Origin of the sequence: Aeromonas encheleia, from assembly GCF_900637545.1 — a bacterium.
GTDB classification, from domain to species: Bacteria; Pseudomonadota; Gammaproteobacteria; order Enterobacterales; family Aeromonadaceae; genus Aeromonas; species Aeromonas encheleia.
This window is the reverse complement of record NZ_LR134376.1, coordinates 3,281,909-3,302,986: the sequence shown is the minus strand read 5'-3', so window position 1 is coordinate 3,302,986 and position 21,078 is coordinate 3,281,909. Positions and strand designations below refer to the sequence as shown.

The following is a 21,078-nucleotide window of genomic DNA, read 5'->3' as shown; positions in this document are numbered from 1 at the left end:
TCATAGATTGTCCGGCGGGCATTGTACTAGAGAGGCGCTTTGTGATCAGCCAATCATTCTCGCTAAATAAAGGGAGATCGAGTTCACAGGGAGTCCTGTTTCACCCCCATTGTGTCATCAAACTCCCCTAGACTGCCTGTGTCGAGTTTGTTAACAAGGATGCGAAAATGTTGAGAGCGAGCAGGCCGGAAGACATGGAAGAGATAGTCGAGATCTGGCTGCTGGCATCCTTGCAGGCTCATGATTTTGTTGACGCTTCCTGCTGGTGGCAGGCCCAGGAGGAGCTGCGTACCCGCTACCTCGATCATGCCCGCATCTGGGTATACGAGGAGCGGGGTGAGCTGCTCGGCTTCATGGCGCTGGTGGAGGATTTCCTGGCGGCGCTGTTCGTGCGCCCCGACCGGCAGGGCCGCGGGGTCGGCCATGCCCTGCTGCAGGAGGCCAAGCTGCAGGAGGGCAAGCTGCATACCCGGGTGTTCGTGGAGAACGAGCCGGCGGTGCGCTTCTATCGGCGCCACGGCTTCGTGATCGCGGGGGAGCAGTCCGATCCGCTGACCGGTCACCCCCAATACAGGATGTGCTTCCCGACCGCCTGAATCTGACGCCGGCGGCCTGTTTTGCTTGAAAAAGTGATGGCAGATCCGCATCTTGTCTGCATCGGGTGCCGCCGGCACCGCTCCCCTATTGATTCTACAGATTGATTCGACAGATCGATTCGACAATCCGAGCCGCCTTCTCATGAAAATCCTGCACACCGCCGACTGGCATCTGGGTCATCAACTCCATGGCCACGAGCGCCGCTTCGAACACGACGCCTTCCTCGACTGGCTGGCCGACACCATCAAGAGCCGGCAGATCGACGCCCTGCTGGTGGCGGGGGATCTGTTCGATACCGCCAATCCCCCCGCCAGCGCCTGGCAACAGCTCTACCGCTTCCTGGCCCGGCTGCGGGCCGAGATGCCCAGGCTCAACATGGTGCTGATCGGCGGCAACCACGACTCCCCCTCCAAGCTGGATGCCCCTCACGAGCTGCTGCGGGCCTTCGATCTGCACCTGGTGGGCAGCATCAGCCGGGACGGGGAGGGGCGGCTCGAGACCGAGCGCCTGCTGGTGCCGCTGCAGGACCAGGAGGGCAAGGTTGCGGCCTGGTGCGCCGCCGTACCCTTCCTGCGCAGCAGCGATCTGCGGGTCGAGCCGCTGGAAGAGGGGCAGGATCGGCTGATCGAGGGGGTGCGTCAGGTCTATGCCGAGGTGCTGGGAGCGGGGCGCGCGCGCTGTGAGCCCGGCCAGGCGCTGATCGCCATGGGCCATGCCTATCTGGCGGCGGGCCAGCTCTCCGAGCTGTCCGAGCGGCGGGTGCTCGGCGGTAATCAGCACGCCCTGCCCGCCGACATCTTCGCAGGTGCCGACTACACGGCGCTCGGTCACCTGCATCTGGCCCAGAGCCCGGCCACGGCGGTGCACTACAGCGGCTCGCCGCTGCCGTTGTCGCTGGCAGAGGCGAACTACAACCATCAGGTGCTGGAGGTGGTGTTCGAGGATGGCAAACTGGCGGGGCTGGAGCGACTCCCCGTGCCCCGCAGCGTCGAGATGATCCGGCTGCCGGAGAGTGAACTCGACGCGGCGCTCAAAGCCATCGAGGCACTCTCCCTGCCCGACTGCCCCCAGGAGGCGCAACCCTTCCTCGAGGTGCGCCTGCTGCTGCCCAAGCCCGAGGCCCGCATCCGCGAGCGGATCCTGGCGGCCATGGCGGGCAAGCCGGTGCGGCTGGCCCGCATCAGCACCCGCTATCAGGGCTCGGGTCAGGGGCTGGCCGATGGTGCCAGCCGACGCAGGCTGGATGAACTCTCGCCGACCGAGGTATTCAGGCTCTGCTATCAGCGCCAGTTTGACGGTGAACCCCAGGCCGAGCTGGTGGCCTCGTTTGAAGAGATCCTGGCGCAGGTCAAGGAGTCCGAAGTATGAAAATCTTGTCTCTCGCCGGTGAGAATCTGGCCAGCCTGACCGGCACCTTCGCCATCGACTTCACCCGTGGCGCCCTGGGGGCCGCTGGGCTCTTTGCCATCACGGGCAATACCGGGGCGGGCAAGAGCACCCTGCTCGACGCCATCTGCCTCGCGCTCTATGACGAGATGCCGCGCTTTATTGCCAATCGCAAGAATGTTGAAAAAATTGGCCGAGCTGATGAAGACGAAAAAGAAAAATTAACAGCTAACGATGTTAAAAATATCCTCAGCCGTGGTCATGCCAGCGGCTTTGCCGAGGTGCAGTTTCGCGGCTGTGACGGTCGCATCTGGCTGGCACGCTGGGCGGTGCGGCGGGCCCGCAACCGCTCGGAGGGGCGCTTTCAGGCCCAGGAGCGCAGCCTGACCGACGTCGTTACCGGCCAGATTTTCTCCGGCAGCAAGCGGGAGTTGCAGGAGCGCATCGATGAGCTGGTGGGCCTCTCCTGGGAGCAGTTCCGCCGGGCGGTGATCCTGCCCCAGGGGGAGTTCGCCGCCTTCCTCAAGTCGGGCGCCGACGAGCGCTCGGCGCTGCTGGAGCGGATGACGGGCACCGAGCTCTACTCCGCCATCTCGGTACAGACCCATGAGCGGGCCCGGGCCGAGCAGCAGACGCTCGCGGCCATAGGCCAACGGCTCGGCGACGTGGCGCTGATGGACGAGGCGACCCGCGAGCACTGGGTCACCGAGCAGCAGCGCCTCTCCACCAGCCTCAAGCACGAGCAGCAGCAGCGTCAGCTGTTGCAGGACTTGCGCGACCTCAACGATCGCATCGCCGCCCTGCGTCTGGCCTGTCAGGAGGGGCAGACCGCACTCGCGGACGCCGAGGCGGCTCATGCCCAGGCGGCCCCGGAGCGGGAGGAGTTTGGCCGCGCCGAGCAGGCCCAGGTGGCCCGCGCCGATCACGACGAGCTGGCCCGCCTCGACCAGGAGGTGCAACAGCAGGAGCTGCTTGTCGGCCAGTTGGGACCCGAGCTTGAGCTGTCCTCGCAGGCGCAGCAACAGGCCGCCCTGCGTGAGCAGCAGTTGCTGGCGGACAAGCTGGCCGCCGAGCGGGAGTGGGGAGCCCTGCAACCCGAGCTCAAGCGGGCACAGGATCTCGATACCCGCATCCGGGAGAAGGCCGGCCAGTTGCAGGAGATCCAGCAGCAGGGCGCGCAGGCGAGGACCCTGCAACTCCAGCTGCAACAGGAGTGGCAGCAGCAGTGCGAGCGGGCGCAGGCGCTCGAGGATCGCCGCCGGCAATGGGCGAGCTGGCTCGAGGAGCGCAAGACGCTGGCCCCGCTGGCACGCCAGTGGCAACCCCTGCTGGCGGCCATGCAGGACTGGGCCGAGAACAAGGCGCTGCTGCAGCGCTTGCTGCAGAGCCATGAGCACAAGAGTCATGCCTTGCGCGATCTGCAGGCTCGCCTCGAGCAGGGGCAACAGGAGCGTGACCATTGGCAGCAGGAGCGTGCACGTCTGCAGCTGCAACACGATCAGGTGCAGGCGCAGGAGTGGGACGCCCAGGTTGCCAGGGCGCAGGAGCTACGTCAGTCCCGCACCGAGCAGCTGGCACGGGTGCGGCAGTTGCTGGAGCTGGCACAGGCGGGTCGCAATCACAGCGAACAGCAGCAGCGATTGTGGCAAGAGATCGGCATGCTCGAGCAGCAGCTGGCCCGGCTCGCCGCCCAGCACGATGAGCTGGAGCCCGCCTTGGCGCGGCTCGGCACCCAGCGGGAGGAGGCGCGCCATGCCCTGGAGCAGGCCCGCGCCGTGGCCAGTTTCGAGCAGCATCGTCACGTGCTCCAGGAGGGGGCTCCCTGCCCGCTCTGCGGCGCCGAGGAGCATCCCTATCGCCAGAGCCAGCCCCAGGTGGCTGGCATACTGGCGCAGCTGGCCGAGCGCGTCCGTCAGCTGGATCTCGACTGGGAGCGACTCCATCATCAGCACATCCAGGGGGAGAGCGAAGGGGTCGAACTGGCCCGCCAACTGGCCGCCCGCCAGCAGCATCAGCCCGAGCTGGCGGCGAGATCCGAACAGCTGAGCCAGCGCTGGTCACTGCTGGGAGGGCGTGGCCTGCCACCGCGCCAGAGCCCGGTGGAGTGGGCCGAGCTGCAGGCCGAGCTACTGGCCCAGGGGGAGGCTCTGGATCACGAGCTGGCGGCCGGCCAACAGCAGTTGCAGCAGGCCCAGCAGGGGCAGCAGCAGCTGGCGAGGCTGCGGGAGCAACTGGCCCAACTCAACGTCCGGTATCAGCAGTGTGAGCAGCAGTGGCACGAAGACGAGCGCCAGAAGGTAGCCTGGGAGGCCGAGCTGAAGGCGCTGGCCGAGCAGGAGATCACCCTGCGCCAGCGTCTGGCACAGGGGGAGGCCAGGCTCGATCAGCAGATGGGGGCAGAGCCCTGGCGCCAGTGGATTGAGGGTGAGCGCTGGCAGGAGTGGCAGCAGAGCTGCGAGGCCTATCTGCAGGGGCAGGGAGAGTGGGAGCAACTAGGCAACGAGCTCGCCAGCCTGACCCCCCTACTGAGCGCCCAGGAGGTACGGGTGCAGGGCCAGAACGCGCTGCTGCACAAGCTGGAGCGCGACTACAAGGAGGGCGAACAGCAGCGCCAGGGACTGCTGGCCAGCCGCGAGGCCTGTCTCGATGGCCGCGCCATCGCCCTGGTCGAGCACGAATGGCAGCAGCGGCTGCAGCAGGCGACCAGCCGGCTCGAGGAGGCGGTGACCGCCCTGCGGGCCGCCAGGGAGCGACAGACCGAGCTCAGGACCCGGCTCACTCACCTCGAGCAGGACAGGCAGCTGAGCAGCCGGCGGCGGCGCGAGGTGCAGGGGCGTTGGGCGGCGCAGGCCAGTGCGCTCGGCATTGCCGAATATGATCTGCGCCGGCTGCTGGCCATCAGCCCGGATGAGCTCAAGGTGCGGCGCGCCGCCTTGCAGCGGCTTGAGGACGCCCTGACCGAGGCCAGAACCCGGCTCGGGGAGCGCCAGCGGGCGCAGGCGCAGGAGGAAGCCAAGCTGGAGCGTTACCGCGAGCATCATGGGGAGCTGACCGCGCTCTCCACCGAGGAGCTGAACCAGCGCCTCACCACCAGCACTGCGCTGTGCCGCGAGCTGGAGGAGCAGCTGTTCCAGTGCAAGAGCACCCTGGCCCAGGCCGAGACGGCGGCGCTCAAGGCGGGGAGCCTGCAGGCAGAGTTGGCCTGCCAGCAGGGGGTGGTGGATCACTGGCAACAGTTGTCTGAGCTGATAGGGTCGGCCAGCGGTGCCAAATTCCGCACCTTCGCCCAGAGCCTCACCCTGGAGCGTTTGCTGCTGGAGGCCAATGCCCAGCTCGCCGAGCTGTCGCCGCGCTACCGGCTGGAGCGGGTGCCCGGCACCGATCTGGCGCTGCAGGTGGTGGATCTCGACATGGGGGACGAGGTGCGTTCGGTGGACTCCCTCTCCGGCGGCGAGAGCTTCCTGGTGTCGCTGGCGTTGGCGCTGGCGCTCTCCAGCCTCTCCTCCCGCCAGACCCAGGTCGAGTCGCTGTTCATCGACGAGGGATTCGGCACCCTGGATCCGGACAGCCTGGATCTCGCGCTCTCCAGCCTCGACTCCTTGCAGGCGGCGGGCCGCCAGATCGGGGTCATCTCCCACGTCCAGACCCTGGTGGAGCGCATCGGTGTGCAAATAAGGGTCGAGGCCCTCGGCGGCGGCGAGAGCCGGGTAGTCTTGCCCTGAGGACGATGTGTCGACCAACAAACAGGCCCCAATTATGGGGCCTGTTTGTTGGCGTGGCCGGTCCGGAGTTATTTCTTCTCGGGGAGCATATTGGTCAGGGTGTTGTCCTTGAGCACATGGTGGTGATAGAGGGCCGCGGCGGCGTGCAGGGCGATCAGGGCATAGCCGATGTTGGCCAGCGTCTCGTGCAGCTCCTTGATGGTCCCCTTCAGGCCATCATCCGGCGCCATCAGGGCGGGCAACTCGGCTCCGAAGAAGGGGATGGGCTTGCCACCCGCGCTCAGCAGCAGCCAGCCCAGTAGCGGGGTGAGCAGCAGAAAGCCGTACAGCGCCAGATGGGCGAGGTGGGCCAGCCTGAGCATCAGGGGAGAGAGGGCGGGCTCGATACGTGGTGACGGGCTGCTGAAGCGCACCAGCAGGCGCACCACCACCAGTGCCAGGATCAGTAGACCCAGCATGAAGTGCCACTCCTTCATGGCATCACGTCCGACGGAGCCCTTGGGGAAGATGTCCCTGAACTCCATCAGGCTGTAGACGGCGATCATCAACAGCAGGGTCAGCCAGTGCAACCCGATGCTCAGACTGCCATAACGTCGTTCCGTATTCTTCAACATGCTCATCTCCTACTCGGGCGCTCATTGCGTCCGCTCTGTTTCTGTCACACCGGGCTAGCTTCCTGCATCCAAACCCGGTCTTGATCATCTCCATGTTACAAGGCTTGTTTGTCAAAACCTTGATCTCGATAACTTTCTGACACTTCATTCCACTTCCCAAGGGGTGACCGATGGGAGACTTGTCGACGTGGGGTGATACGGCTGACACCTCGCTTGCGAGGGCCGTGCAGATGAGAACGGGTGATGGGCGGTTCTGCTCGGATTGCATGGCTCAGCCGATGCCTGGAGCCATGCCGCCCATCATGGGCGTTGTAACGGGCATCCTGTGACTCTGCGTGGTGTGGATCAGGGATTGGAGGCAGGTTAGGGTATCGGACCGAGGCGCTGGGCGAGGGGGAGTCCGTTATCAACGGATCCTGGCCCATAAAAAAACCGAAGCCCAAGGCTTCGGTTTTTCGTTGCGGCAGCTGGCACAGGCCAGCGGCGCATTATTTCTTGATGCGGATCACCGGAGTCTCGCCCACGGTCACGGCGCCAGTCATCTTGATCAGTTCTTTGATCTCATCCATGTTGGAGATGACCACAGGCGTCAGGGTAGACTTGGCTTTCGCTTCCAGAACGGCCAGATCGAACTCGATGATGGTATCACCGCGCTTGACCTTCTGACCTTCCTGAGCGATACGGGTGAAGCCTTCGCCTTTCAGCTCGACGGTGTCGATACCGAAGTGAACGAACAGCTCGATACCAGAGTCGGATTCCAGAGAGAACGCGTGGTTGGTCTCGAAGATCTTGCCGATGGTGCCGTCGCACGGCGCAACCATCTTGTTGCCAGCCGGCTTGATGGCGATGCCGTCACCGACGATTTTCTCGGCGAAGACAACGTCAGGCACGTCTTCGATCGGTACGATTTCCCCTGACAGGGGGGCAAAGATTTCGATGCCGCCGGTGTCAGAGCTGTCATCGGAAACCAGTTTCTTCAGTTTATCAAACAGACCCATAGTAAAGCTCCTAGAGATGATTGTCGCTGTTTGCAGCCGATCTTAGCAGACTGCCTTCTGCTTAATAAAGTTATCTACACAGGCTTCGATTTCGGCGGCGGTCGCATAGCTCAGAGCCTGGTCTGCCATTGCCTTCACATCTTCGAAGTTGGTGTTACGGATAAGCTTCTTGATACGCGGTACAGAGATGGCGCTCATGGAGAACTCATCCAGACCCATACCCAGCAGCAGCAGGGTGGCGCGTTCGTCACCAGCCAGTTCACCGCACATACCGGTCCACTTGCCATTGTCATGGGAAGCGTCGATTACCATCTTGATCAGGGTCAGGACGGAGGGTGACAGCGGGTTGTACATGGCGGAAATCATCTCGTTACCACGATCGACGGCCAGGGTGTACTGGGTCAGGTCGTTGGTACCGATACTGAAGAAATCCACTTCCTTGGCCAGATGATGAGCCATCACGGCAGCAGCCGGTGTCTCGATCATGATACCCACTTCGATGGATTCATCAAAGGCTTTGCCGTCGGCACGCAGTTCAGCCTTCAGCTGCTCCACGGTCGCCTTGAGGCTGCGGAACTCTTCGACGGAGATAATCATCGGGAACATGATGCGCAGTTTGCCAAAGGCGGAGGCGCGCAGAATGGCCTTCAGTTGGGCGTGCATGATGTCTTCGCGATCGAAGAAAATGCGCACGGCACGCCAGCCCAGGAAGGGGTTCATCTCTTTCGGGAAATTCATGTAAGGCAGTTCTTTGTCGCCGCCGATGTCCATGGTGCGGACGATGATCGGCTGATCCGGCATGGCCGCTGCCACTTCTTTGTAGGCCTTGAACTGCTCATCTTCGGTCGGCAGCGCATCGCGATCCATGAACAGGAACTCGGTACGGTACAGACCCACGCCTTCGGCGCCATTACGGATGGCACCCTCGGTATCCTTGACGGTACCGATGTTGGCGCACACTTCGACCTGATGACCATCAAGGGTGATGGCGGGCAGATCTTTCAACTTGGCCAGCTCGTCTTTCTCGGCCTGGAACTGGGCCTGGAATTTCTTGGCCTCAGCCAGCTGCTCGGCGGTCGGGTTGATGATGATCTGGTTGTTGATGCCATCCAGTATCAGCATCTCGCCATTGTTGACGCGCGCTGTGATGTCGTTGGTGCCCACGATGGCCGGCAGCTCCAGGGAGCGGGCCATGATGGAGGTGTGAGAGGTACGGCCACCGATGTCGGTGACAAAACCCAGCACGTATTTCAGGTTGATCTGAGCGGTTTCGGACGGGGTCAGGTCTTTGGCGACCAGGATGACCTCTTCGTCGATGGTGCTCAGGTTGACAACGGCGATGCCCAGCACGTTCTTCACCAGACGGGTTCCGATGTCACGGAAGTCGGTGGCGCGCTCACGCAGATAGGGGTCATCCAGCTCGGCCATCATCTTGGCGTACTGCTCGATCACCTCATAGATGGCTTTGTCGGCGGAAGCCTTGTTGTCTTTGATGAAGGATCTGATATCCCCTTCCAGCTCCTCATCTTCGAGCAGCATGATGTGGCCTTCGAAGATGGCCTCTTTTTCCTCACCGAAGGTGCGACCTGCCATCTCTTTGATGGCTTCCAGCTGTGCGGCTGACTTGGTGCGGGCTTCGAGGAAGCGGTTGATCTCGGCGTCAATCTGGTCAACAGAGATCTTGCCCTGATTGATAACGATTTCATCTTCTTTCAGAAGAAGCGCCTTACCGAATGCGATACCGGGGGACGCAAGAATGCCAGATATCATAATCCTTCCTATTAAAACGACTGTGGGGGAGGAATAAAGCTGGATTACTCCAGCTCGTCCATCAGGGCAACCAGCTTCTCAACGGCTTTCTGAGCGTCCGGGCCATCGGCCTGGATGGTCACGTTGGTGCCTTTGGTCAGGCCCAGAGTCTGCAGCTTGAACAGGCTCTTGGCGCTGGCGGATTTGCCACCGGAGACCACAGTGATCTCGCTTTGGAATTCTTTAGCTTCTTTCACGAACTGAGCTGCAGGACGGGTGTGCAGGCCGTTTTCAGCAGTAATAACAACAGACTTCTCGTACATGGTTTCACCCCATATTATTGATATTGTGTGGAGAGATGGACGCTTATGAGGCTTCCTGTCTCACCGTGTCAGTATGGATATGTTGTAAAGTAACGAAATCAGACCCGCAATGGTTTAATCCAGGTCAATTTTCTGTGCAGTATTCGGCGTCCTGACCAAGTCTTTTCGTTATCGGGCTACAAGCCGCGCCATGACTGGCTTGAAATTAATTTATAACGAAAAATAACATTTTGTTACCTTGTGATACTTAACCAGCAAACACCTCGTGACGCGGCACAGGATATGAGATTTATCACAGAATGTCTGCTTTTTTTGTCACATCCAAATTTGTTATTTTACCCCAAAAAATAAGGGGCCGACTGACACTGTCGACTACTGAGTTTAGCTCATAAAGAAAACGGCGCTCCGAAGAGCGCCGTTGTTTTGATGTAAGACGATCAATTACTGCTGCAATTCCTGCTCGCTGAATACCCCGGCGAACAGGGCGCTGGAGAGGTAACGCTCGGCGGCGCTTGGCAGCACGACCACTATGGTCTTGCCCTCGAACTCCGGCAGCTCGGCCAGACGAGCGGCGGCCACCACGGCGGCCCCCGAGCTGATCCCCGCCAGAATGCCTTCTTCTTCCATCAGGCGGCGAGCCATCTCGATGGACTCCTCGCTGCTCACCTGCTCGACTCTGTCCAGCAGGCTAAGATCCAGGTTTCCCGGTATGAAACCGGCACCTATGCCCTGGATCTTGTGCGGACCTGGCTTGATCTCTTCACCGGCCAACTTCTGACTGATGACGGGTGACTCGGAGGGTTCGACCGCGACCGAGATGATAGCCTTGCCCTTGGTCTGCTTGAAGAAGCGGGAGACGCCTGTGATGGTGCCACCGGTACCGACACCGGCCACGAACACATCGACGTCACCGTCGGTGGCGTCCCAGATCTCGGGGCCTGTGGTCAGCTCGTGGATCTCGGGGTTGGCGGGGTTTTCGAACTGTTGCAGCAACACATACTTGCCCGGCTCGGATTCGAGGATCTCGTTGGCTTTGGCGATGGCGCCCTTCATGCCGAGCGGACCTTCGGTCAGCACCAGGTTGGCGCCCAGCGCCTTGAGCAGCTTGCGGCGCTCCAGGCTCATGGTGGCCGGCATGGTCAGGGTGATGGGATAGCCACGGGCCGCGGCCACGAATGCCAGAGCAATGCCCGTGTTACCGCTGGTGGGCTCGATGATCTCCTTGCCTTTGGTCAGCACGCCGCGTTTCTCGGCATCCCAGATGAGGTTGGAGCCGATCCGACACTTGACGCTGAAGCTGGGGTTGCGGCTCTCGATCTTGGCCAGCACGCGGCCCTTGGTAACACGATTGAGACGAACCAGTGGGGTGTTGCCTATGGTCTGGCTGTTGTCCTCAAAAATTTTGCTCATGGTGCTATCCCTGTGTTTGTTAAGGCGATGAAACAAGATTACCCTGTGGTTTCTGAATGAGAAGTGACGAATCGTTATAACAATATGTTATTACAACATATAGAACTTATTCTTTCTTACCGAGGCCTTGCTCGGGTCTCCCGCCGCCAAAGGAATGGACGTTATGGGATTTGCAGGAAGCGATCGCTACCTCGCCTCAGAGGCGTTGAGTATGGCAGTCAATGCCGCCATCTTGCTGGAGAAACCGCTGCTGATTAAAGGGGAACCCGGTACCGGCAAGACGGTGCTGGCCGAGGCGGTTGCCGAATCGCTTGGCGCCGATCTTATCAGCTGGCACATCAAGTCCACCACCAAGGCCCAGCAGGGGCTCTATGAATACGATGCGGTGGCGCGGCTGCGGGACTCACAGCTCGGCGATCTGCGGGTGGAGGACATCAACCACTACATTCGCCGCGGCAAGCTATGGCAGGCGTTCGCGGCCGATCAGCGGCCTGTGCTGCTCATCGACGAGATCGACAAGGCCGACATCGAGTTCCCCAACGATCTGCTGCTGGAGCTGGATCGGATGGAGTTCGACGTCTATGAGACCGGCGAGCGGGTCAAGGCCCGCCAACGCCCCGTGGTCATCATCACCTCCAACAACGAAAAAGAGCTGCCGGATGCCTTCCTGCGCCGCTGCTTCTTTCATTGCATCCGCTTCCCCGACAAGGCCGAGATGCAGGCCATAGTCCAGCTGCACTATCCCGGGCTGAAAGAGGAGCTGCTGGACGAGGCGATGGCGCTGTTCTTCGAGCTGCGGGAGGTGGAGGGGCTGCGCAAGAAGCCATCCACCTCAGAGCTGCTGGACTGGATCCGGCTGCTGCTGGCCGACGGCATCTCCCCCGAGGCGATGCGCACCCGCGAGCCGGGCAAGCTGGTGCCTGCGTTGTATGGCGCCCTGCTCAAGACCGAACAGGATCTGCACCTGTTCGAGAAGCTGGCCTTCCTGGCGCGGCGCGGTCGCTGAATGCTGATCGATTTTTTCACCCATCTGCGGCGCCACAAGCTGCCCTGTTCGCTGCGCGAATTGCTGGATCTGCACCAGGCCCTGGCGGCCCGGCTCGCCCGCCTCGACATGGATGACTTTTACTTGTTGTCTCGCTGCCTGCTGGTCAAGGACGAGGCCCACTTCGATCGCTTCGATCGCGCCTTCGCCGAGTATTACGACGGCCTGCAGGCCAACCCCCTGTTGCCGGAGACCCTGCCGGATGAGTGGCTGCGCCAGGAGTTCGAGCGGCTGCTGAGTCCGGAAGAGAAGGCACTGCTGCAATCCCTCGGCGGGCTCGATGAGCTGCTGGAGACCCTCAACCAGCGGCTGGCGGAGCAAAAAGAGCGGCACGCCGGCGGGAACAAGTGGGTGGGGACCGGGGGCAGCAGCCCCTTCGGTCACGGCGGCTTTCACCCGGAAGGGGTCAGCATGGGGGGAGAGGGGCGACAGGGCAAGGCGGCTAAGGTGTGGGAGGCGCGCCACTATCGCAACTTCAGCGACGATGACTCCCCCCTGGGCCAGCGCGCCATCCAGCTGGCGCTGCGCAAGCTGAGGCGCTGGGTGCGCAAGGGCAGCCCGGACGAGCTGGATCTCGATGACACCATCCAGAGCACCGCCCGCCAGGGCTGGCTCGATGTGAAGCTGAGGCCCGAGCGCCGCAATGGCATCAAGTTGCTGGTCTTCTTCGATGTCGGGGGCTCCATGGATGCCCACGTGGCCGAGGTACAGCGGCTGTTCTCGGCCCTGCGCCACGAGTTCAAGCATCTGGAGTTCTTCTATTTTCACAACTGCCTCTACGACTTCGTCTGGCAAGACAACAATCGCCGGGTCGAGGAGCGATTCGACACTCTGCGCCTGCTGCGCACTTACGGCAGCGACTACAGGGTGATCCTGGTGGGGGATGCGAAGATGGGCCCCTACGAGATCAGCTGGCCTGGTGGCAGCGTCGAGTACTGGAACGAGGAGGCGGGCCAGGTGTGGCTCGCCCGCCTGCAGCAGCACTATCCCAGGCTGGCATGGATCAACCCCATTCCCAGGCGGGAGTGGCTCTGGCACCCTTCCATCAAGTTGATGAATGAATTGATTGGCGGGCGCATGCACCCGCTGACCCTGGCCGGTCTCGCCGCGGCGATCGATCAGCTATGACCCTCTCATACCCTACAAAACAGACAAGCCGGGATCGCACCCGGCCAGGAGCAAAGATGACTTCTATCGTGATCAGTGGCTCAGGCCTCTATACCCCGCCCTTTGCCGTCAGCAACGAAGAGCTGGTGGCCGCCTTCAACCAGTATGTGGATCTCTACAACGAGGAGAACGCCTCCGCCATCGACGCCGGTCAGCTGGCGGCCAAGCAGCACTCCAGCTGCGAGTTCATCGAGAAGGCCTCCGGCATCAAGAGCCGTTACCTGGTGAGCAAGGAGGGGGTGCTGGATCCGGACATCATGCAGCCGCTGCTGGCAGAGCGCCCGGATGACAAGCCCTCCATCATGGTGGAGATGGCGGTGGCGGCCGCCGAGCAGGCACTGATCGCCGCCGGTCGCGAACCCGCCGAGATCGATCTGGTGATAGTCGCCGCCTCCAACATGCCGCGTCCCTACCCGGCGCTCTCCATCGAGCTGCAGCACTATCTCGGTGCCGGTGGCATGGCGTTCGACATGAACGTAGCCTGCTCGTCCGCCACCTTCGGCATCAAGACGGCGGCGGATCTGCTGGCGGCCGGTACCGCCAAACTGGCGCTGGTGGTGAGCCCGGAGATCTGCTCGGGCCACCTCAATTTCAGGGACAGAGACAGCCACTTCATCTTCGGCGACGCCTGCACCGCCGTGCTGCTGGAGCGGGAGGCGGATTGCAAGGTGGCAGGGGCCTGGCAGCTGGTGGCCAGCAAGTTGGCGACCCAGTATTCCAACAACATCCGCAACAACTTCGGCTTCCTGAACCGGTTCAGCCCACGCACCCGCTACGGCGATGACAAGCTGTTTCGCCAGCAGGGGCGCAAGGTGTTCAAGGAGGTGCTGCCGCTGGTGTGCGAACAGATAGAGCGCCAGCTCGGCGAGCAGGGCTGGGGGGCGGATGCCCTGAGCCGGCTCTGGCTGCATCAGGCCAACCTCACCATGAACCAGTTCATCGGCCGCAAGCTGCTGGGGCACGATGCCAGCCAGCAGGAGGCACCGGTGATCCTGGACAGCTACGGCAACACCAGCTCGGCGGGCTCCATCATCGCCTTCCACCTGTTCAACCAGGACCTGCCGAGCGGGGCCCGTGGCGTGCTCTGCTCCTTCGGCGCCGGCTACTCCATCGGCAGCCTGCTGCTGCAGCGCCTCTGATCTGGCAGGCACAGGCGTAACATGCAAAAACCACCCGGCGGGTGGTTTTTTTATGGGCGTGATCTCAGGGGTGCTCAGGCGGGATCTATGGCCGACACCAGGCAGTGGGGTTCCTGGATCTGAAAACGCACGTTGAGATCGAACAGTCTGACGCCGTACAGCTTTTCATCCGGCTTGCCTTTCTTGTAGGCGGGCCGCGGATCCTGGGCCAGCACCTCGCTCACCAGCTGGCGCAGCTCGGGGTGGCGGGAGGCGAGTCGGGCGAGCTGCTGCTCCGCCTCGGCGCTGAAGCTTACCGCCAGCGGCGGGGTCGGGGCCTCGGGGGCGAAGCCGCCACGGGCATCCGGCAGGCTGTCGGCATAGGGAATGTAGGGCTTGATGTCGACGATGGGGGTGCCATCGAGCAAGTCGACCGCCCCCAGCTCCAGCCACAGCTTGCCCCGCTCGCGGCCGACGCCGTGCAGCTCGACCACCGACAGGCCCAGCGGATTGGGGCGGAAGGTGGAGCGGGTGGCAAAGACCCCGACCCGCTCGTTGCCGCCCAGTCGTGGCGGGCGCACCGTCGGGTGCCAACCCTGCTCCATGGTCTGGTGAAACACGAAGCTGAGCCAGAGGTGGGAGAACTGCTCTATGCCGCGCAGCACGTCCGGCTGATCGTAGGGGGGCAGCAGCTCGAGCCGGGCCCGGACGGATTTGACCAGACCGGGCTGGCGGGGGATGGCGAACTTCTCCTTGTAGGGAGAGTGGATGATCCCGAGGGTGTCGATTTCGAACTTCATGGCGGATCCGCGGCTAAAAAACCCCGGCAATTTAGCACAGCCGGCCCGAAAACGCAGGCATAGCCGCCCGATGCCGGTTTCCCTCCTGTCGCCGTGATCTTGCTCCCATCCCGGCTCGCCGGGGGCTGTGCCCTGGCGCCAACTTGCGTAGGGTGGGGGCAGGAAGTATATCGGCACGAAATCCGGGCTGTCGCGGAGATGGCTGGTTTGTGCCGAACAGGGTATATCGGTATGAAATAGGACTGTCGCGCAGACGGCTGGTTTGTGCCGAACAGGGGGTATATCGGTATGAAATAGGGGCTGTCGCAGAGAGGGTCAGTTCGTACCGAACAAGGGGACATGGATGAAACTGCTTATCATCGGCGGCACCGGGTTTCTGGGTCGCTATCTCAGCTCGCTGGCGCTGGATTGGGGCCACGAGGTGACGTTGTTCAATCGCGGTCATCGCCAGCATCCCGACTGGCGTGAGCTGACCCTGCTACAGGGTGACAGGGATCAGCAGCTCGGTGCGCTGCAGGCGGAAGGGCTGCATTGGGATCTGGCCATCGACACCTGCTGCTACCGGCCCGAGCAGGCGGCCAGCCTGTCCAGGACCTTGCTGGGGCGCTGCGAGCGGCTGATCTTCATCTCCACCATCAGCGTCTATCGCGACTTCGCCCAGGAGGGGATGGATGAGTCGGCACCGCTGCACGAGGTGGCCATCGACGAGTCAGTCACCGACTACGGTCCGCTGAAGGTGCTGTGCGAGGCCGAATATCGCGCCCGCTGGGGGGAGCGGCTCTGCATTCTGCGCCCCGGCGTGCTGTGCGGCCCCTTTGATCCGACCGGCCGCCTGGCCTGGTGGGTGAAGCGGGTGCAGCGAGGGGGTCCCTGGCTGTTGCCGGGTTCGGGCCAGGATCGGCTGCAATATCTGGATGTACGGGACTGCGCCGAATTCGTGTTGCGGGCCGCCGAGCAACAGCTGGGGGGCTGCTTCAACCTGCTCAAACCCGGCATTGAGCTGGCGGACTGGGTGGCGCGCCTCGCCGCCCGGCTGGCCCCGCGCGAACCGCTGCAGCTTGAGTGGGTGCCCTGGCCCGCCTTGCTGGACGCCGGCATCGAGCCCTGGCAGAGCTACCCCACGCTATTGCCCAACGAGCTGGCCGAATATGCCGGCTATGGCTGCATCAGTGCCGAGGCCGCCATAGTGCAGGGGCTCAACTTCCGGCCGCTGGAGGAGACGGTGGCGGATCTCGCCGACTGGTTGGCGACCGGGGTCGTCGATGAGGCGCAGACCGGGCTCAGTGCCGGGGAGGAGCAGGCCTTGCGGCGGCGGCTCTCGACGCAGAGCGTCGTGTGAACAGGCAAGCATCTGGTTGCAGAGTAAAAACAGAGAGGGCGTCCCATGGGACGCCCTCTCTGTCTATCGGTGGCTCAACGCAGGGTGGCGCCGGAGCCGACTAGCAGCTCCCTGAGGATGGTGCGATGGCAGCGGGACTCCTGCTCGCAATAACAGCCCAGCGACAGGTTGGTGTGGTGGGAGAGGGCAGCCAGCAACGCCAGATCGTGGCGGGCAGAGGGACTGGCCATCTCGGCCTTGTACTGCCGGCAGAAGGCGGTCCACTGAGCTGGCGTCTCGGCGGCCTGACCCAGCTTCATGGTGTCGCTACTGGGAGCCAGGTTCGGGAACCAGACATCGTACCAATCCTGGCTGGCAAACTTAGCTTTGGGGACGCCACGGGGCGGGCGACGCACTGTGCCGATGCGCAGACCTTCGTCCGGCAGACGGGGGCTGCCGAGTCGGACTATGGCCAGTGCCATGGGGGCGGCTTACTTCACTTCGGCGACTTTCAGCGCCTGGCCGTAGCAGATCACCTGCTTCAGGCAGCCCGGCACATCGCTGAACTCGGCGCACTTGTCGAAGCTGACGCCGTTACCGCCCATGTCCGCCACGCGGCGGCGGGCCAGGGTGCGGGCCTCACCGGCATTGGGCACCGGCTGATTGGCATCGATCTGGCAGGATTCCCCCTCGACGGTGCCGAGGTAGAGGTAGTTGAGGTCGGCAAGCTGACCCTGCTCATAGATCTGGACGCCGCCCGGCTTGAAATACTCGTCGAAGTTTTCCTTGTCCAGATTGCTGTTGAAGGAGAAATCGGCGCAGCCAGAGGCGATGAGGGGCAGCAGTAGAGTCAGGCGTTTCATGTCGGCTTCTTGTTGAACAGTGAGGGGGCCATTATAGGGGCCAGTCGCTGCCCGGGACCAGCCCCATTTTTAGCCATAGGGAGGGGGCATGACGGGGATCAGACCGGCGCCAGCCGCTGATGGAGACTGCGGTAGTCGTCATCGGCCAGCAACTCCTGAGAGAGTGAGGGGCGCACCGACGGAGGCGCCCCTCTATCTCTTCTCTTACTCAGGAAAGACGGGATCAGACCGGTGCCAGCCTGCTGGTGGAGGCTGAGATAGTAGTCGTCAGCCAGCAACTCCTGGAAGAGTGAGAGGCGCATCGGTGGATCCGCCCCTGTTCCTTTATTTAGGCCTGATAACGGCGGATCAGACCGGCGCCAGCCGCTGATGGAGGCTGCGGTAGTCGTCATCGGCCAGCAACTCTGGGAAGAGTGTGGGGCACACAGGTGGATCTGCCCCTCTTCCCTTATGTTGCTCCGATAACGGCGGATCAGACCGGTGCCAACCGCTGATGGAGGCTGCGGTAGTAGTCGTCGGCCAGCAGCTCTGCGTGAGGGGCGCAGAGGCGGATCTGCCCCTCTTCCATCAGGGCTATCCTGTCCATCTGCTCCAGCCCCAGCAGGCGATGGGAGATGAGCAGCAGGGAGCGCTCGGCGCCGAGCTTGAACAGCAGGGCCATGATCTCGCGCTCGGTCTGGCTGTCGAGCCCCTCGGTCGGCTCATCCAGCAGCCAGAGCGGCGCATCGTGCAACAGGGCGCGGGCGATGCCGATGCGGCGGCGCTCGCCGCCGGAGAGGGGCCGTCCACCATCCCCCAGCCAGGCATCGAGACCTTCCTCATCTTCCAGCAGGGCGGCGAGCCCCACCAGGTTCAATACCTCGACAAGCCGCTCATCGCTGGCGGCCGGGGCGGCCAGCTTGAGGTTGTCCCGCAGGGTGGCGGCAAACAGGTGCACCCGCTGGCTCACCACCGAGCAGGAGGTGCGCAGCGCCCCTTCCCCATAAGTCGTGAGCGGCCTGCCATCCAGCAGGATCTCGCCCGCCTGCATCTCCCACTCGCGGGTCAGCAGCCCCATCAGGGTGGACTTGCCGCAGCCGGTCTGGCCCAGCAGCGCCAACTTCTCGCCAGCCTGCAGCTCTAAGGAGCAGCCCCGCAGCACGGGTTGGTCATGGCCGGGGTAGGTGAAATGGAGGTCGCGGATCTGCAGGGAACCCTCGCGGGCATGCTGTTGTTCATCCCCCCACTCGGGGGCCTTGGCATCTTGCAGGATCTCGTTGAGACGACGGGCCGAGGTGAGGCTGGTGGAGAGGTGCTGGAAGGCCCCCGCCAGCGGCAGCAGCGCCTCGAAGCTCGCCAGGGTGGCGAACACCATCAGCGCCGTGATGGGATCCGGCATCGCGCCCCCGACGCCATGACCGGCCAGCCACAGCATCAGGGTCAGGGTCCAGCCGCTCAGCAGCTGGACGCTGGCATTGGCCAGGCCGCTCACCCTGGCCATGCGGGCCTGGGCGCGGATCAGGGCCTGCTCGGCCTGTTGCAGCTCGGCGAGCGCCTTGGGGGCGGCGGCAAACATCTGCAGCTCGGCCTGGCCGTCCAGATAGTCCACCAGCCGGGTGCGCAGGCTGGATTTCTCGGCGATCAGCGCCTGGCCCGGCTTGCGGCCGGCGAAGTAGAACACCAGCGGCAGGGCCAGCATGCCGAGCAGCAGTATGGCTCCCAGGGTCAGCGCCAGGCGGCTGTCGAAGAAGGAGAGGAAGAACACCAGCCCGGCACAGCTGAGCAGGGCCGCCCCTATGGGGGTGATGAGGCGCAGGTAGACATGATCCATGGCGTCGATGTCGGCCACCAGCCGGTTGAGCAGGTCCGCCTGCCGAAAGCCGGCCAGGGTGCCGGTGGAGAGCGGCGAGAGTTTCTGCCAGAACCAGACTCGTAGCCGGGTCAGCACCCGGAAGGTGGCATCGTGGCTCACCACTCGCTCGCCCCAGCGGCTGGCGGTGCGCACTATGGAGAAGAAGCGCACCCCGCCGGCCGGGGTCATGTAGTTGAAGGTGTCGCGGCTGGCGACGGCCAGCCCGGCCACGGCGGCGGCGGAGAGGAACCAGCCGGAGAGGGACAGCAGCCCCATGCCGGCCACCAGGGTGACGAAGGCCAGCAGCAGACCCAGCGAGAGGCTGAGCCAGTGCTGGCGGTAGAGGCGCAGGAACGGCAGTAGATCAGTCATCGAGAGAATCCCCTGAACGTTGGGACAGCAGCCGGGCGAAGGGCCCACGGGCCTGGCTGAGTTGGGAGAAATGGCCTTGCTCCACCAGCTGGCCGCGTTCCAGCACCAGGATGTTGTCCATCTGGCTGAGCTGATCGAGGCGGTGGGTGATCATCAGCAGGGTCTGGCCTGCGCTCGCCTGCTCGAGCGTGCTCATGATGGCGCGCTCGGAATGGCGGTCCAGGCTGGCGGTGGGTTCATCCAGCACCATCAGCTGGGTGGACTTGAGCAGGGTGCGGGCCAGGGCGAGGCGCTGGGCCTGGCCGACCGAGAGGCCGCCGGCCTGATCGCCGACCTGATAGTCGAACCCCTTCTCGCTGGCAAACTCCCAGGCTTGGGCCCGTTTCAGGGCTGCTTCCAACTCGGCGTCGCTTGCGGAAGGCCTGGCCAGCAGCAGGTTGTCACGGAGGCTGGCGTGGAACAGCTGCGGGTTCTGGGATAGCCAGCCCAGTTGCAGGCGCCACTGGCTCATATCCAGCTCGGCGAGCTCCTGCCCGTTGACCTTCAGTTCGCCGCGATAGGGGGCGAAGCCGAGCAGGGCGTTGACCAGCGAGCTCTTGCCTGCGCCGCTGATGCCGACCAGGGCCGTGCGTGAACCGGGCGCCAGCTGGAAGTCGAGCGGGCCGACCAGCACCTTGCCCTCGGCGCTCAGCACCTCCAGGGCGCGGGCCTCTACCCTGATGGGGCCATCGGCCTGGAAGGAGGTATGCCCGGAGGCGGGTTCGCTGACCTCGGCCTCCAGAAACTCCAGCAGCTGTTCGGCGGCACCTATGGCTTGCGCCTTGGCGTGATAGTTGGCGCCGAGTTCACGCAGCGGGGCGTAGAACTCGGGGGCGAGGAACAGCACGAACAGGCCGGTAAAGAGGGTAACTTTGACGCCATAGTTGCCGAAGTTCAGGTGATCTATGTAGGAGAAGCCGAAATAGACCGCCACCAGCGCCACCGCGATGGCGGCGAAGAACTCCAGCACGGCGGTGCTGAGGAAGGCGAGCCGCAGCACCTCCATGGTGCGCTCCCGAAAATCTTCCGAGGCGTCGCGAATGGCCTCACCTTCGGCCTGGGTGCGCAGGAAGAGTTGCAGGGTGCGCAATCCCTTCAGGCGATCGAGGAAGTGACCGGAGAGCCGCGCCAGCGACTGGAAGTTGCGGCGGTTGGCATCGGCGGCGCCGACCCCCACCAGGATCATGAAGAGCGGGATCAGGGGGGCGGTGCCGAGCAGTATGATGCCGGCGGCCCAGTTGACCGGGAACACGGCCACCAGGATCACCAGGGGAATGAACACGGCGACGGCCATCTGCGGCAGATAGCGGGAGAAGAACTCCTGCATGTCTTCGATCTGCTCCAGCAGCAGGCTGGCCCAGCTGCCGGCGGGGCGGCGCTGGATGTAGGCCGGACCGAGCCGGCCGAGGCGGGTGAGCACCAGCTCGCGGATAGCCTGGCGCACCGCGCTGCCCGCCTTGAAGCTGGCGACCTCGCGGCCATAGGCCAGCCCGGCCTTGGCCGCGGTCACCAGCAGCAGGCTAATGAAGAGGGGGATGGACTGTTCTGGCGTGGTGCCTTCGATGATGAAGCCATGGAGCAGGGTGGCCAGCAACCAGGCCTGGGCGACCATCAGCATGCCCTGACCCAGGCCAAAGCCGATGGAGAGGCCGATCCAGCGTCGGCCATGGCTCGATTGTTTGCGCAACCAGCCATAGAGATGTTTCTGCGTGTTCTTGTCCATTAC

The 21,078-nt window shown here is 63.4% G+C and carries 18 protein-coding genes; 7 read left to right on the top strand and 11 right to left on the bottom strand.

Going from position 1 to position 21,078, the window contains the following annotated elements; translation table 11 throughout:
- Window positions 1-167: 167 nt before the first annotated feature.
- The 3 genes from EL255_RS15240 (at window position 168) to EL255_RS15230 (ending at window position 5,705) form a co-directional block, all read left to right on the top strand.
- Window positions 168-596 carry a GNAT family N-acetyltransferase gene (locus EL255_RS15240; protein ID WP_042653927.1) on the top strand — a complete coding sequence of 143 codons (429 nt, stop codon included), beginning with the start codon at window positions 168-170 and terminating at the stop codon, window positions 594-596.
- A 142-nt stretch (window positions 597-738) separates the two neighbouring features.
- Window positions 739-1,965: an exonuclease SbcCD subunit D C-terminal domain-containing protein gene (locus EL255_RS15235; protein WP_042653926.1), complete on the top strand. Its 1,227-nt coding sequence runs from the start codon at window positions 739-741 to the stop codon at window positions 1,963-1,965.
- Entirely contained in the window at window positions 1,962-5,705 is a 3,744-nt protein-coding gene (locus EL255_RS15230; RefSeq protein WP_042653925.1) for an AAA family ATPase, read from the top strand. The genes EL255_RS15235 and EL255_RS15230 overlap by 4 nt, the downstream gene beginning before the upstream one ends.
- Window positions 5,706-5,773: 68 nt before the next feature.
- Here the strand turns inward: EL255_RS15230 and EL255_RS15225 are convergent, their stop codons facing one another.
- The 5 genes from EL255_RS15225 to cysK all read right to left on the bottom strand — a co-directional run bounded on the left by EL255_RS15225 (window position 5,774) and on the right by cysK (window position 10,799).
- Window positions 5,774-6,319, bottom strand: a complete 546-nt coding sequence (locus EL255_RS15225; protein WP_042654305.1) for a cytochrome b — start codon at window positions 6,317-6,319, stop codon at window positions 5,774-5,776.
- A 488-nt stretch (window positions 6,320-6,807) separates the two neighbouring features.
- On the bottom strand, window positions 6,808-7,317 hold the full coding sequence (gene crr, locus EL255_RS15220) for a PTS glucose transporter subunit IIA (RefSeq protein ID WP_005325875.1): 510 nt from the start codon (window positions 7,315-7,317) through the stop codon (window positions 6,808-6,810).
- A 42-nt stretch (window positions 7,318-7,359) separates the two neighbouring features.
- Window positions 7,360-9,087: a phosphoenolpyruvate-protein phosphotransferase PtsI gene (gene ptsI / locus EL255_RS15215; RefSeq protein ID WP_042653924.1), complete on the bottom strand. Its 1,728-nt coding sequence runs from the start codon at window positions 9,085-9,087 to the stop codon at window positions 7,360-7,362.
- Between the two features lie 44 nt (window positions 9,088-9,131).
- A complete protein-coding gene (locus EL255_RS15210) occupies window positions 9,132-9,389 on the bottom strand; it encodes an HPr family phosphocarrier protein (RefSeq protein WP_005303128.1) in 258 nt (85 codons plus the stop codon).
- A 441-nt stretch (window positions 9,390-9,830) separates the two neighbouring features.
- Window positions 9,831-10,799 (bottom strand): cysteine synthase A, encoded by a 969-nt coding sequence (cysK, locus tag EL255_RS15205; RefSeq protein ID WP_042653923.1) that lies wholly within the window; start codon window positions 10,797-10,799, stop codon window positions 9,831-9,833.
- A 163-nt stretch (window positions 10,800-10,962) separates the two neighbouring features.
- Here cysK and EL255_RS15200 point away from each other — a divergent pair, with 163 nt between their 5' ends.
- From EL255_RS15200 to EL255_RS15190, 3 genes are read left to right on the top strand one after another with little or no spacing between them, the layout of a single operon-like run.
- The gene (locus EL255_RS15200; protein ID WP_042653922.1) at window positions 10,963-11,805 is read left to right on the top strand and encodes an AAA family ATPase; all 843 of its coding nucleotides are present in this window, start codon (window positions 10,963-10,965) and stop codon (window positions 11,803-11,805) included.
- Complete coding sequence (locus EL255_RS15195; protein ID WP_042653921.1) at window positions 11,806-12,972, top strand: vWA domain-containing protein; 1,167 nt, start codon at window positions 11,806-11,808, stop codon at window positions 12,970-12,972.
- Between the two features lie 56 nt (window positions 12,973-13,028).
- Window positions 13,029-14,150, top strand: coding sequence for a beta-ketoacyl-ACP synthase III (locus EL255_RS15190; protein WP_042653920.1), 1,122 nt, complete (start codon window positions 13,029-13,031; stop codon window positions 14,148-14,150).
- Between the two features lie 74 nt (window positions 14,151-14,224).
- Here EL255_RS15190 and tsaA read toward each other — a convergent pair whose 3' ends face one another.
- On the bottom strand, window positions 14,225-14,929 hold the full coding sequence (tsaA, locus tag EL255_RS15185) for a tRNA (N6-threonylcarbamoyladenosine(37)-N6)-methyltransferase TrmO (protein WP_042653919.1): 705 nt from the start codon (window positions 14,927-14,929) through the stop codon (window positions 14,225-14,227).
- Between the two features lie 343 nt (window positions 14,930-15,272).
- Here tsaA and EL255_RS15180 point away from each other — a divergent pair, with 343 nt between their 5' ends.
- Window positions 15,273-16,268 (top strand): NAD-dependent epimerase/dehydratase family protein, encoded by a 996-nt coding sequence (locus EL255_RS15180; RefSeq protein ID WP_042653918.1) that lies wholly within the window; start codon window positions 15,273-15,275, stop codon window positions 16,266-16,268.
- A gap of 74 nt (window positions 16,269-16,342) precedes the next feature.
- On the opposite strand, the gene EL255_RS15175 is transcribed toward EL255_RS15180, so the two are convergent.
- From EL255_RS15175 to cydD, 5 genes are all read right to left on the bottom strand, one after another.
- The gene (locus EL255_RS15175) at window positions 16,343-16,729 is read right to left on the bottom strand and encodes a DUF488 domain-containing protein (RefSeq protein WP_042653917.1); all 387 of its coding nucleotides are present in this window, start codon (window positions 16,727-16,729) and stop codon (window positions 16,343-16,345) included.
- Window positions 16,730-16,738: 9 nt separating this feature from the next.
- Entirely contained in the window at window positions 16,739-17,110 is a 372-nt protein-coding gene (gene rcsF, locus EL255_RS15170; protein ID WP_042653916.1) for an Rcs stress response system protein RcsF, read from the bottom strand.
- A gap of 98 nt (window positions 17,111-17,208) precedes the next feature.
- Window positions 17,209-17,412, bottom strand: coding sequence for a hypothetical protein (locus EL255_RS15165; protein WP_042653915.1), 204 nt, complete (start codon window positions 17,410-17,412; stop codon window positions 17,209-17,211).
- 170 nt (window positions 17,413-17,582) lie between these two features.
- Window positions 17,583-19,313 (bottom strand): heme ABC transporter ATP-binding protein/permease CydC, encoded by a 1,731-nt coding sequence (cydC, locus tag EL255_RS15160; protein ID WP_042653914.1) that lies wholly within the window; start codon window positions 19,311-19,313, stop codon window positions 17,583-17,585.
- Complete coding sequence (cydD, locus tag EL255_RS15155) at window positions 19,306-21,075, bottom strand: heme ABC transporter permease/ATP-binding protein CydD (protein ID WP_042653913.1); 1,770 nt, start codon at window positions 21,073-21,075, stop codon at window positions 19,306-19,308. Before cydD ends, cydC begins: the two co-directional genes overlap by 8 nt.
- Window positions 21,076-21,078 lie beyond the last annotated feature (3 nt).